Source organism: Bacillus sp. SSR7, from assembly GCF_055902415.1.
Genome location: NZ_JBVVXV010000003.1, coordinates 35,199 through 48,111, shown reverse-complemented (window position 1 = coordinate 48,111; position 12,913 = coordinate 35,199). Strand labels below are relative to the sequence as shown.

Genomic DNA, 12,913 nt, shown 5'->3' with positions numbered 1-12,913 from the left:
ACAAAACATGCTCTCCTTATGAAGGCATGTTTTTTTGTTATGTGAATGATTAGGCACATTCATACATTTTTTCCATACGATACAGTGTGAAAGTAGAAATGTTCGGAGTGGAAAAGAGGGATAAAATGAGTAGTTCAGGCTATGTTCCAGATAATAAAAATTTAAAGAAAAGCTCAGGAACTCCAAACCTTTTCTTTGATTCGAGAAAAAATGTCTTTTTTAAAAGGGATGAGAAAAACGTTGCATATGAAGTTACGTCCACGCAGTTACCAGCAATGATAGGTGGAGCGTTTGTTGATTTATTTATGACAAAAGGGCACATGCGAGAACCACATTGGCATCCGAATGCATGGGAATTGGATGTTGTTGTATCAGGAGCAGCAGTTACATCTATCTTAAATCCCGAAACGAATCAATTGCAAAATTATCATGTGAAAGCGGGGCAAACTGTATTTATTCCAATGGGATGGTGGCATTGGATCACAGCAGTAACAGAAGAAGTACAATTGCATTTGTTCTTCAATAACGATCAGTTTGAAACAGCAGAAGGGTCAGACATACTTAGATTAACACCGCCAGAAGTATTTCAAGCTGCATATGGTGTAAGTGCAGAAAAATTAGAGAAGGACCTTTCGCCAATTAAGGAATCAGTTGTAATTGGTCCTCCTAACTCAAATCGAATAAATAGTGTGAAAAAAAGTGACGAATCAAATATAGTCGTTACGTTAAATGGACAAATAACATCATGTGAAATAGAGTAACTCTTTCCTTCTAGGAAGAGTTACTCTATTTTGTATAATTTTGTAATTTGGTTTGTTATAATTATGATGTTGAAGGGAATGTATTAGAGGGGGTATATTGTGAACATATTAAAGATTATAGGAATAATTGCAGGGGTCATTATAGTAGCTGTTATAGCTTTCTTTGTTATTATGAATTACTATTTGTCAAAAGAAGATCCTGATTACGTATTAAAGTACATAAAAGAACATAAAGAAGATGAAACATGTTCATTACTTATTAAAAGAAATGGAGAAGTATTAACTTCTATAAATGAAAATAAAAAATTGCCATTAGCAAGTATGGCAAAAATCGTAATAGCAGTTGAATTTGCTAAGCAAGTGTCAGAAGGAAAAATAAGTCGTGATGAACAAATTTCATTGCACGAGCTAGAAAAATATTACGTTAAAGATACTGATGGTGGAGCACATCCTAACTGGTTAGAAGATGCCAAAGCGAGAGAATTAGTGAAAAATGGACAAATCGCTTTAGAAGAAGTCGCTAAAGGAATGATTCATTATAGTTCTAATGCAAATACAACATATTTGTTAGAAAAGCTTGGAATAGAAAGAGTAAATGAAAGTATAAAAGAGTTAGAGCTTACTAGTCATGATAAGTTCACTTCTTATACCGCTGCACTATATATGAGAGGATACGTAGAAAAAGAACTTCATGTGCCAGAAAATCAGTCATTAAAAACGTTACGTAACATGTCAAAAGATGAATATAATAAACATGTGTTACAAATACAGGAATGGATGAAAGATGAGGAAGAATGGAAAAATCGGGATATTCCATTAAAAGTAGATATGGAATTTCAGCGAATTTGGTCAGATCGATTAGTGGGTGCGAACGCTAAAGATTATATGAGTATAATGGAAAAGATAAATAGTAGAAATTATTTTCCAAAATCAATGCAAGAAGAGATCGAGAACATTTTCAAAGGAACAGTTAAAAATAGTAAGTTCGAATATGCTGGTCAAAAAGGTGGTTCTACCGCATTCGTATTGACAAAAAGCTTGTATACTACAGATAAGAAAGGGAATAAAGTAGAAGCTGTCATTATGTTTAACGGTATAGAAGATCAAATTGCATATCAAAAGTTGAGAAATAATGTAGACTATTTTATTCGAGATATTATAACAAGTGAGGAGTTTAGAAATAAATTATAATAGAATAATTTTATTATGTAAACAAGATGCTATTAAAGGTAGGTGTTGAGATGAGGTTGAAGGAGTATATGCTTGAAACGTTTCCAAATTTAGAACTTAGACCACCTCTATTTTATAATGGGGATATGGGTATTCGCTTTAAATTAGGTGTGAACTATGATTGCACTAATATTTATGAAAACTGCCCATATTTAGAAGGCGTTTATAATAGAGCTATTACTTTATTTCAGTCTTTACATTCCAAAACAGATGATATGTATATTGTAGTGGATGTAAATGACTATGCAGACGGTGAAACTTTCAAACACAAATTGAATATCTTTTCTAAGTATGTAAAAGAGAAGTCTGATTTGTTTAAGTTACAGAAAAATACAATCCCTTATGTTTTTCCAGAAGACGATGAAGACGGGGTATATAAAACATATAGATATACTTTGAAATGTAAAGTTTCAGACTTGAAATACATTCCTATGATAAAAGCAATTTGTAATCAAGATATGGGGATAAAACCGCGTATTTTTCATAGGGTGTATTTCATAAATATTAACAAGAATACTATATTTCACATTTATGATGATAGAGGTTGTGATGTATTAGCTACCTCTCCTAATACAATTAGGAATATGTATCATACATATAATGATTGGATATTAGAATACGACAGAAATAAAATTGATAAAGTATTTAATTGAATGTAGTCTATTTTAAATGAGGGAAATACCATATGGGGTGTTTCCCTTTTATTAATATGAAAATCAACATTTAAATTTGAAAGCACTTATTATAAAGGTAAAGGGATTTGATGGTAATGTATTGAATTTGGGTAGAAACGGAAAAAGGAGATGAATAAATGACAACAATATATTTTGTTCGCCATGCCCATTCTACCTATACAAAAGAAGAACGGGAGCGACCTTTATCTGAAAAAGGACAATTGGATGCAGAAAACGTTACAAGCTTATTAAAAGATGCACATATTGATGTAGTGATTTCTAGTCCGTACAAAAGAGCAATTCAAACTGTACAAGGAATTGCGAATACATATCATGTATCAATAGAAATAGAAGAAGATTTACGAGAAAGGTTATTAAGTTCAGAGCCAGTAGCAGATTTTAATGATGCTATCGAGAATGTGTGGGAAGATTGGAGTTTTGCATACGAAGGCGGAGAATCGAATGATGTAGCGCAAAGGCGTGCTGTAATATGTATGCAAAATATATTAAAAAAATATAAAGATAAGAATATTGTAATAGGAACTCATGGGAATATTATGGTATTACTCATGAATTATTTTGATTCAAAATATGATTTTCAATTTTGGAAAACAATTCGTATGCCTGATATATTTAAGTTGAATTTTCATAATGAAGATTTAGTTTCTGCCGAAAGGATAGAGAATACGGGTCATCAGATAAATAATTTGTAAAAGTTTATCAAAAAAAGAGGAAAGAGAGATGTTATTGTAGAAGTATGACTTTGTAACATAAAAATTATATGTTAAAGGAGGCTGTTTACATGTTTGAGAAAGAGAAAGAAGGGCTTATTGAAGTTCACAACGTATATGAAATTGTACCAGCAGATGGAACAATTATTGGTATGGCAACGGAAGAAGAAATGGAAATTGCTGCTGAACTAGAGCTGCAGTACTATGCCCATTCTCGTTTGCTAGAAGCAAATATTCAGTTAGACGGTTCCTCCTACAAAGAGTTACTTCAGGAGTTCCAGGAGTACGAAAGAAAATCAATGAGCTTTTGGCGAGCAATACATAAGCGTTTAGCTGTGCCATGGGCATGGGTATTACGTATTGATGTTGCGAATGGCCCTATTTATGTAAGTAATGGGAATTCATATTACGAAGAAATCGATGATGAAGAAGATTATGAATAGATAAGTAAGGAAGCAGCTTTAGTTGCTTCCTTTTTTTATTTTTAGAGAGTGAACCGCTTCAATGATAATATCTGGTCGATCATTTTCTATTCCGTGACCAGCATGTTCGGCAAGTATATATTGGCTATTTATTGAGATTTGTAATTGTTCATGAATCAGTTCTTGCCACATTGCTTCAAGTTGTGTCGCTTCCTCTTTTTGCATGCCGCCCTTAGTCAACTGAGTAATAGAATATTGAGGGTCTCTACCAATAACGATTAAAGGTACTTCTAATGTTTTATAGAGTTCTTTTATTGAGCGAGCACAATTTTTCCACTCCGATAGTTCAGAAGCTGTCGTTTTATATAATGTAGGAGAGGTAGAAAATTCAATGTACTGTCTTGATTGACCGGCTAGCATTGGTTTTAGTTCATTAGAAAGCATGTCTACATCCATTTTGGAGTATGTATGATATTTTTGAAGCCACAGATCATCCGAATCAGTCTGATCAGAAATTGGTAAATGAAGTTCATCTAATCGGTGTAAGTTCATGGAGGTAGAATCAACTAAAATAAGTGCTTGCATCTTATCTTCATGTAACATGGCAAAATGTTGTGCGCATAGGCCTCCGTAGGAATGACCAATTAGAATGATTGGGTCGTTAATATCTAGTTTTTGTAGTAACATACGAAGTTCTTTTGTTGTTTGTAATGTAGTACGTGAATGATTCCTTAGTTCACTTTTTCCGTAACCTGGGCGATGGTAGGAAACGACTGTAAAGTGCTGTGAAAGCTTTTCTATAATAGGAAACCAATCATAAAATGAGCAAGTCATTCCGGTTTGAATGACTACAGTTTGTTTACTACTTCCTTTCATATATACTTCTATAGTTTGCCCCAATACCTCTACAAATTTATAAATAGTAACCCCTCCTAACTAAGTTTGAAATAATTTTTGACAAGCGAAAACGATGCACCAGACACCTATACCGAACAGGATAGATGTACTAAGTGAAAACGAATTTTTCAATCCAATATAGACGATAAATAATAATAGTGCGGATGCAGGGAATCCATATAATACGCCTATAGCAAATTGACTTAATTCTTGTTTGTTCCCGCCTTCGAAAGAAATCCAAAATAGGCTTAGTAAACTTACGAGAGGAAGGGCAGCGATAAAACCACCTATCGTACTATAATGTTTAGCTACTTCAGTAATAACACCGATAATAAGTGCGGAAACGATTACTTTAACGAGGAAATGCATATTTAGCCTCCTTCGCTAATAACGAAAAAGCTTTTTCGACTAATTGTTGTTCTTCTTTTGATAACTGTGATTCTAATATTTTTATCTTTTCTTTATCTAGTAAAGTATGCTTTTCTAATACTTCAATGCCTTCTTTCGTTAAAGTAAGGTTCACAACTCTTTCATCTTGTTTGTTTCTTTCTTTCATGATATACCCTTTTTGAATAAGGCGCTTTACGTGTTCAGATGCTGTGTTATGAGAGAGAGTAAGCTCAGTAGCGACTTTTCCAATTGTTATATCTTTCTCACGAGAAATGATTTGTAAAATACGAATGGCTTGGTGAGAAAGGTTGTCTTCATATTCATATCGTAAGTGATAATAAATACTCTCCCAATGCTGATTGATGTCTTTCATAATAAGCCCTCCTATTTTTTTGTGTCGTATAATAAGATATATTCGTTAGTATAGAAGTAAAATCCTTTTATTTGGATAAAAAATGTTGAAAAAGTTTATTTTTATTGAAATATAAGGTAATCTATTTGTAAAGGTATACATTCAGCAAGAGAGAGGATGATAGCTGTGAATACATTCAAATGGATGAGTCATGAACAGATGTATGTAGATGAAATACATGTTGAAAAATGTGGTCCTCTTTCAGTCGGCGTATATGGGGGAAATCAAGAGAGTGATGCATACGAACGAGGAGATGCGGTGCTTGCTTGGTGGGATCCGGAATTACAATTTGAATTTGTTATGATTTTTGATACACACCACAAAACAAAAAATATTGATTATATAATAGAAGCCATTTCAGAAAGAAAAGAGAAACTAACAGAGTTATTTTCCTACCCAACACATTTAGCTTTTCATCATACACATATGTACTTATTAGCGTTATTTACAGATGAGTTGTTTATTGAAAAATGTGATCAAGATGATGAGGAACTTGCATGCTTAATTTGTTTGCGAAAAGGTGAATTTTTATATTGGTTATCAGTCGGTGATTGTTTCGCATATTTATTCCATTCTGAGAAAACGAAAAATGGTAAAGGGCGATTAAATAAACGGAAGAATTACGAATATATTGGTAGGAAAAATATTTTTGCAGCAAATACACCTTGTTTTACGTCAGGTGTAAGAGGATTAGAAAAAGGAATGAATCACATCGTAATGGCAACGGACGGTATTTTAGAGTGTGATAAACGAAGGTTTGATGATGACCAATCTTTAGTAGAAATATTGCACGACGGAAATAGTCTGCAGATTGAACCAGTATTAACAAATGTACTGCAGTGGAAAGGTAGAGATTGTGCCACGATTATTGGATGGTCCATTGATACTGATAATGAACAATGTGCTAATTAATACAAAAAGAGTTCAAGGGCTTTTGTCCTTGAACTCTTTTTTGTTAAGCGATATGGATGTGATACGTTTTTAACCATTCATTTACTTGAAGCATATATTCCATAGCACTCCTTGCTTCGAAATTATTAATTTCCTTATTACTCTGATCGGCAATAGCAAGTAATGTGGAATGATTAATAAGAGAGAAAATAGGATTATTTTTATTACTGCACATGTCGAGTGATAAATGACGAATTGTTTGTAAATAATGTGGGTCTTGTGAAGTTGGATAAGCACTTTTTCTTCTATTACGTACATCATCAGGTAAAGCAGGTTGCAGTGCTCTACGTAAAATGCCTTTTTCAATATTATCAATGCTTTTTATGTTGAAAGGAACGTTCCATAAATATTCAACTAATCGATAATCGCAAAACGGTACACGAACTTCAAATCCTACAGCCATACTCATACGGTCTTTACGGTCAAGTAAGAACGGAAGAAATCTCGTTAAAAATAAATAAAACATTTGACGTTGTTTCGCGGATGTTTTACTTTCGCCTTCAAGAGTAGGTACTTCAAGTATCGCTTCTTGGAATCGTGTATCAATATAGTTTTTTAAGTTACATTGGTTACTTACTTCATTTAGTAGAAGAGGAGATGTATTTTTCCAATTTGTTAGCCAAGGAAACTTATCTACATAAAGTAATTCTTCTTGATGAAACCAAGGGTATCCACCGAATACTTCATCAGCAGATTCGCCGGATAAAGCTACGGTCGCATCTTTTTTCATTTCGCAAAATAGTAAATATAGTGAAGTTTCCATTTCACCAGCACTCGGTAAATCTTTTGCACGAAGGGGAACGAATAAGTGATTTGCTAATTCTTCAGCATTCACAATAATATCATGATGAGATGTCCCTACATGTTCAGAAACGCGTTTTACCCAAGGAGCGTCTAAACCAGTGCGAGCAAATGTCAGTTCGAAATCTTTTGCACTATTTACAAAGTCAATGGAATACGTATGAAGTGTTTTGTTTTCAGCAGCAAATTCTTTTCCCGCTAGTGCAGTAATACCGCTAGAATCTAATCCTCCTGATAACATACAAATGAGAGGAACATCGGCAATTAATTGTCTTTTTACTGTATCTTGTAAAATAGATAAAATATGTGATGATGTATCTTCTATAGAATCTGTATGGACCTTACTTTCTAAATTCCAATACTTCGTAACTACTTTTTTATCACGTGTAAATGTTATAGAATGTCCAGCACGCACTTCTTCAATATGTTTAAAGACGCCACATCCTGGAGTTCGAAATAAGCCTAATCCAAATATTTCATTTATGCCATCCGCATCAATTTCAGCAGGGACAGATGGATGTGCTAATAATGCTTTTATTTCAGATCCGAAAATAATGCTGTCATTTCTTTCAGTATAAAAGAGTGGCTTTACGCCTAAATGATCACGTGCTAAAAATAATTGTTGCTTCTGATCATCCCATAAGGCGAAAGCGAAAATTCCGTTTAAATGTTGTACGCAGTCTTCTTTCCATTCTAGATAAGCATGTAGTAACACTTCTGTATCTGAATGCGTTTCAAATGCATGACCGCATTTTTGAAGTTGCTCTCTAAGCTCACGGAAATTATAAATTTCTCCATTATAAGTAAGAGCATACGTATAATCACCAGCATGAAATGTCTTCGGCTGTGCTCCGCCTTCGGGATCAATTACAATTAAACGCCGGTGTGCAAAGGCAGCACGAGGTGAAAACCAATATCCTTCAGCATCCGGACCGCGATGCCCAATACTATTTGCCATCTTTTTTAAAATAACATGTTGATTTGAAAGGTCTTCTTTCCAATCTACCCAACCTGTAATTCCACACATACATATCTCATCTCCTAATTTAAAATGTTGAAAAGTAGATTAATGAAATAAAATGTACACTAAGTTAAAGAATGACTATATAAATAGTGTACTACATGAATCAAATTGCAGACTTGAGAAAATTTTCTTTGAACACATAGTTATGTGAGACAATGGGTAAGGAAAAGTATTCCATTACATACAAAAAATAATAAAAAGATGAGAGAAAATATTTTTTTAGACGTTATATAGGGTGTAAAAGCTTTTACAAAAAAATAAGGGGAATCGCTACATGAAATCAAATGAGAAAAATTATATAAAAAGATTACAGCGACAAAAAGAAGATGCGCTAGAATTTGTTGTCGATACATATTTACCACTCATAAAGGGAATCACGCATAAAGTTCTACTTCCAATTCAAAATGATGGACTCATAGAGGAATGTATAAACGATATATTTCTTTCCATATGGAATAATGCAAATAAGTTTCATGGAGAGCCGAATGATTTTAAAAAATGGATAGCGGCGATTGCGAAGTTTAAAGCAATTGATTATTACCGGAAAGCAACTAAAAAAGTAGAAATTATTTCAGATGAGTTCCATATTAGTACGGAAAAGTCAGCAGAAGATGAATTAATCGTTATGGAAGATAGGGAAGAGTTATTGAAGCTTATTAATCAATTAGAACCGTTAGATCAAAAGGTGTTCATTATGAAATATCTTCTTGGTATGAAGACAGAAGAAATAGGAGACAAGTTAGGGTTAACTCGGGCAGCGATAGATAATCGTGTGTATCGTGGAAAAAAGAAACTACAACAAAATGCTACGAAAATTAGTTTTGGAGGTAGTGTCATATGAAAGACATTTATGAACTATTAAATGATATTGATATAGATGAGAAAGAACTTGAGGAAATTGAGGCTTCTGAAATTGAAAAAGAAAAAGTGAAGCGCAATGTAAAACAATCGATGCGTACGAAGAAAAAGATGAAAAGTTGGAAAAAAGGCGTTGCTGCTGCATCTATTTTAGTAGGATTATCAGTTGCAACGCTCGGTATCGGGTTTCCTACATATGCCGGGGGATTGCCAATTGTAGGTGACATATTCCGATTTTTAGATAATGGTAGAACAGGGCTATATGAAAATTATAAAGAGTTTTCGACTGAGTTGAATATGACGAGGGAGAGTAATGGAGTTAAGGTTACACTCAATGATGCTGTATTTAACGGAAGAACTGTAACAATAACGTATTCTATTGAAAGTGATAAAGATTTAGGAGAAAATCCAAACATCCTTGAATCCTTACAGGTTGTAGGTTTTAATGGTATGACTGGTAGCTCTAAAATTACAAAAATAGGGGATAAAAAGTATGTGGGTATGAGTACAGCAAGTGATGTTGATGGTAAAAAAATGAATGTTGCAAATATCAAGTGGGAGATAGACAAAATAGAAACAATAGATGGAAAAAAATCAATAAAAGGAGATTGGAATTTTGCGTTGTCTTTAAATGCTATGGAAAGTAAAGAAATGAAACTCAAAGGAAGTACTGAAAATGAATTAATAAAAGTAAATATAGACAAAATGGAAGTAACCTCGATGTCCTTTATCGTTTTTTATAATCAAGAAGAATCTAAGGCATTAAGAAGTATATGGGATAGTGCTGATGTGGAATTAGAAATAAAAGATGATTTAGGAAATAAATATGCAGGTGAAGGAAATGGTGGAAGCAGTACAGTAGCGGAGCCACATAAAAGTAGTTGGAGTACTACATTCCAAAAGTTGAACGAAAATGCAACAAAGCTTATCGTTACACCGCGTGTTCATTTAAGAGTTCATACACCAGAAAACTTTGGTGGAGTGGAGTTTATTAATGGAATCGAGAAGAAAATTGAAGTGCCGAAAAAAGAAGCGAAGAGTAAAGATATAGTGTTAGATGGTATCGTAATTGATTTAAAGAAATAAAAGAAAGACTGCCTAAAACGATTAGGCAGTCTTTTTCTTCTTAAGAACTAGTAACAAGTAAAGCATGCGGATGTTGCGTTTTATATTCATCTTTCCAAGGAATATTTAGTTGTTCCCACGATCCGCCGCTATCAGTGGATTGAAACACGCCATTGTTATTTAAAGTGTAAAACGTATGTGGTTCTGCTGGATTTGTCGCAAACATTGAAATGACTGTACCGATTGCTGATGGTAGACCTTGCTGTACTTGCTGGAACGGAGTATCTTTCGTTTTACGATAAATATAAGATTCATAAGGAATACGGTGATGAGCGAGGTCAGCGCTTGGTGCGGCAGAAACGAGAATTGTATCACAATCAGCTGGATCGATAGCCATGCTGTATAAATAATGATGTTCAAGTCCTTCGCTGCATGAGATCCAGCTGTTTCCGCTGTTATAACTTTCGAGGTATGCGCGATCAGGTCCGCCCATAAATCCGTCACCACATGATGCATAAAGGCGATTTGGAGCTTCTGGGTGCATAAGCAATTGATGAGCATCGATAGGAGCACCGAATTTTTTATCCATCCATGTATGCCCTCTATCATTACTTTGAATAACAGCACCAGCTTCAATTGAAACATGGATTGTATTTGGATTATTTGGATCAACTGTAATCCAGCGTACGTGATGGGTAAACGGTCTAGGCGGGAAAGCCCACGTATAAGAAGATAATAATGATTTCATATTTTTCAGTTCCGTCCACGTTTCACCACCATTTTCCGAACGGAATAAAGCACTAGGTTCTGTTCCTACATAAACGACGCCATATCCGTTAACTTGTTCATTAGGGCTTATTGTAATAGAAGTGATCGAAGAATGTAAAATACCATCTTCATTTGGAAAATCAAAGTAACGATATGAATCTCCAATTGGTTTCCACGAATCTCCGCCATCGTCGCTTAACCATAAGCCTCGTCCAAATGTCCCGCAATATACACGGTTTTGTTGAAACGGGTCAACAGCGATACAGGTAGGTTGCATATTTTGTAAGTGATAGGATGCTTCATAGTTACCATATCGTTCTTTTACAACAACAAGTTCACGCTCCATACAGAGAAATAATCTTTTCAATTTCGTCCCCTCCTTAAAAATTCCTTCCTTAGTAAACAATATGAAAATAAAAAAGAAGTAGTCTTGTTTTTATTTGAGAAAAAGGACTTGTTTGAAAAATAGCGAAGTGTGTATACAGAGGAAGTGAGGTAAAGTGAAACTTTAATCAGCGTGTGGCATCCCTACTGATTATAAGCTTTCACCAATCGGGCATTGATGCGGGATAAAGATGGGGAGTTTGTTTCATACTAACATACAGATATTGCACTTAAAGGAGTATTGGTATGGGACATTCACATGATCACGGTCATTCTAACAATAAAAAGGCGCTGCTAATCGCTTTCGTATTAACGACAAGTTTTATGATTGCTGAAGTAATTGGCGGATTTGTAACAAATAGTTTAGCACTATTATCTGATGCGGGGCATATGTTAAGTGATGCGGTATCTTTAGCTTTAAGTTTACTTGCGTTTAAGCTTGGAGAAAAAACAGCAACAGCTGCGAAAACATACGGGTATAAGAGAGTCGAAATGTTAGCAGCATTATGCAACGGTGTCGTTCTTATAGTCATTTCAGTATACATTTTCATTGAAGCAATTCGCCGTTTTACAGAACCAGTTGAGATTGCTAGTAATGGGATGCTCATTATTGCTGTACTTGGTCTGCTTATTAATATTTTATCAGCTTGGATATTAATGAGAGGCGGAGATGTGAAGGGGAATTTAAATTTAAGAAGTGCTTTCTTACACGTATTAGGCGATCTATTAGGGTCAGTTGGAGCGATTATTGCAGCGCTATGTATTAAATTTTTCGGGTGGACTGCTGCAGATGCGATTGCTAGTATTCTTGTGTCCATTTTAGTCATTATTAGTGGATGGCGTGTAACACGTGATACGGTCCATATATTAATGGAAGGTGCACCACAGCACATAAATGTTGAAGAGGTAAAAAGTACATTATTAAATATTACGGTTGTAAAAGAAGTTCATGATTTGCACATATGGTCTGTCACATCTGATTTTCAAGTATTAACTTGCCATTTGATTATTACAGGTAATGAAACGCAAAGTGTACTAAAAGAGGCTACGGATGTATTAAAGGAAAAGTTTCATGTAGAACATGTCACCATTCAAGTAGAGATAGATGGTGAATTTAATCATAGTGAGACAACTTGCAAAGTATGAAAGAAAAAGGATAAGAAAAAGTGTCATAACATTTTTCGCGCGGCATACATATATATAATGTGGCCACAAATACTTTGTAAGGTAAATATTTCATGAAATTACTTTACTTATAACGAGTCATCTTTTATAATCAAAAGTGGTAATTGATAGAGATTATCATTTTCAATGATCGTAGAAAGGAGTTTTTTAAAAGATGAGTAGTCAACTCCGTTTTGCTGTTGAAAATCGTAAGAGGCATTTAATTGATGAGTTAATTGGAGCAGGTGTGTTTAAAATTCGCGACCGACAATTATACGAGCTGTCTTTAGAGGAATTGGAAAAAGAGTACGAAGATATGGAAGATTATGCAGATATTCAGGCGTAGCTATATAGATTAATAAAAGATGAGCTGGTTACGAT

General features: G+C 34.3%; 15 protein-coding genes. 10 read left to right on the top strand and 5 right to left on the bottom strand.

Annotated elements, in window-relative coordinates; translation table 11 throughout:
• The first annotated feature begins 125 nt into the window (after positions 1-125).
• The 5 genes from AC0NJG_RS07440 (at position 126) to AC0NJG_RS07420 (ending at position 3,839) form a co-directional block, all read left to right on the top strand.
• The gene (locus AC0NJG_RS07440) at positions 126-761 is read left to right on the top strand and encodes a cupin domain-containing protein (RefSeq protein ID WP_087953042.1); all 636 of its coding nucleotides are present in this window, start codon (positions 126-128) and stop codon (positions 759-761) included.
• A gap of 99 nt (positions 762-860) precedes the next feature.
• On the top strand, positions 861-1,952 hold the full coding sequence (locus AC0NJG_RS07435) for a serine hydrolase (protein WP_087953041.1): 1,092 nt from the start codon (positions 861-863) through the stop codon (positions 1,950-1,952).
• A gap of 50 nt (positions 1,953-2,002) precedes the next feature.
• Positions 2,003-2,644: a DUF3885 domain-containing protein gene (locus AC0NJG_RS07430; protein WP_087994356.1), complete on the top strand. Its 642-nt coding sequence runs from the start codon at positions 2,003-2,005 to the stop codon at positions 2,642-2,644.
• A 158-nt stretch (positions 2,645-2,802) separates the two neighbouring features.
• On the top strand, positions 2,803-3,378 hold the full coding sequence (locus AC0NJG_RS07425; protein WP_087953039.1) for a histidine phosphatase family protein: 576 nt from the start codon (positions 2,803-2,805) through the stop codon (positions 3,376-3,378).
• Positions 3,379-3,467: 89 nt separating this feature from the next.
• On the top strand, positions 3,468-3,839 hold the full coding sequence (locus AC0NJG_RS07420) for a hypothetical protein (protein WP_060630314.1): 372 nt from the start codon (positions 3,468-3,470) through the stop codon (positions 3,837-3,839).
• A gap of 18 nt (positions 3,840-3,857) precedes the next feature.
• Here AC0NJG_RS07420 and AC0NJG_RS07415 read toward each other — a convergent pair whose 3' ends face one another.
• The 3 genes from AC0NJG_RS07415 to AC0NJG_RS07405 are packed head-to-tail and all read right to left on the bottom strand — an operon-like array spanning position 3,858 to position 5,478.
• Entirely contained in the window at positions 3,858-4,694 is an 837-nt protein-coding gene (locus AC0NJG_RS07415) for an alpha/beta hydrolase (RefSeq protein ID WP_242071317.1), read from the bottom strand.
• Between the two features lie 60 nt (positions 4,695-4,754).
• Positions 4,755-5,084, bottom strand: a complete 330-nt coding sequence (locus AC0NJG_RS07410) for a DUF3147 family protein (RefSeq protein WP_087953037.1) — start codon at positions 5,082-5,084, stop codon at positions 4,755-4,757.
• Positions 5,068-5,478 (bottom strand): MarR family winged helix-turn-helix transcriptional regulator, encoded by a 411-nt coding sequence (locus AC0NJG_RS07405; protein ID WP_087953036.1) that lies wholly within the window; start codon positions 5,476-5,478, stop codon positions 5,068-5,070. The genes AC0NJG_RS07410 and AC0NJG_RS07405 overlap by 17 nt, the downstream gene beginning before the upstream one ends.
• Positions 5,479-5,601: 123 nt before the next feature.
• Between AC0NJG_RS07405 and AC0NJG_RS07400 the strand changes: the two genes are divergently transcribed.
• Positions 5,602-6,429, top strand: coding sequence for a PP2C family serine/threonine-protein phosphatase (locus AC0NJG_RS07400; protein ID WP_474063002.1), 828 nt, complete (start codon positions 5,602-5,604; stop codon positions 6,427-6,429).
• 43 nt (positions 6,430-6,472) lie between these two features.
• Here the strand turns inward: AC0NJG_RS07400 and asnB are convergent, their stop codons facing one another.
• Positions 6,473-8,296 (bottom strand): asparagine synthase (glutamine-hydrolyzing), encoded by a 1,824-nt coding sequence (gene asnB, locus AC0NJG_RS07395; RefSeq protein WP_474062952.1) that lies wholly within the window; start codon positions 8,294-8,296, stop codon positions 6,473-6,475.
• A 271-nt stretch (positions 8,297-8,567) separates the two neighbouring features.
• On the opposite strand from asnB, the gene AC0NJG_RS07390 reads away from it, so the two are divergent.
• Both AC0NJG_RS07390 and AC0NJG_RS07385 read left to right on the top strand, forming a co-directional pair.
• Positions 8,568-9,134, top strand: a complete 567-nt coding sequence (locus tag AC0NJG_RS07390; protein WP_087953033.1) for a sigma-70 family RNA polymerase sigma factor — start codon at positions 8,568-8,570, stop codon at positions 9,132-9,134.
• A complete protein-coding gene (locus AC0NJG_RS07385; RefSeq protein WP_308900547.1) occupies positions 9,131-10,237 on the top strand; it encodes a DUF4179 domain-containing protein in 1,107 nt (368 codons plus the stop codon). The genes AC0NJG_RS07390 and AC0NJG_RS07385 overlap by 4 nt, the downstream gene beginning before the upstream one ends.
• Positions 10,238-10,277: 40 nt before the next feature.
• On the opposite strand, the gene AC0NJG_RS07380 is transcribed toward AC0NJG_RS07385, so the two are convergent.
• Positions 10,278-11,351 carry a WD40/YVTN/BNR-like repeat-containing protein gene (locus AC0NJG_RS07380; protein ID WP_474062951.1) on the bottom strand — a complete coding sequence of 358 codons (1,074 nt, stop codon included), beginning with the start codon at positions 11,349-11,351 and terminating at the stop codon, positions 10,278-10,280.
• 263 nt (positions 11,352-11,614) lie between these two features.
• Between AC0NJG_RS07380 and AC0NJG_RS07375 the strand changes: the two genes are divergently transcribed.
• Positions 11,615-12,514: a cation diffusion facilitator family transporter gene (locus AC0NJG_RS07375; RefSeq protein WP_087953031.1), complete on the top strand. Its 900-nt coding sequence runs from the start codon at positions 11,615-11,617 to the stop codon at positions 12,512-12,514.
• Between the two features lie 193 nt (positions 12,515-12,707).
• Entirely contained in the window at positions 12,708-12,878 is a 171-nt protein-coding gene (fbpA, locus tag AC0NJG_RS07370) for a Fur-regulated basic protein FbpA (RefSeq protein WP_000098301.1), read from the top strand.
• Positions 12,879-12,913: the final 35 nt, after the last annotated feature.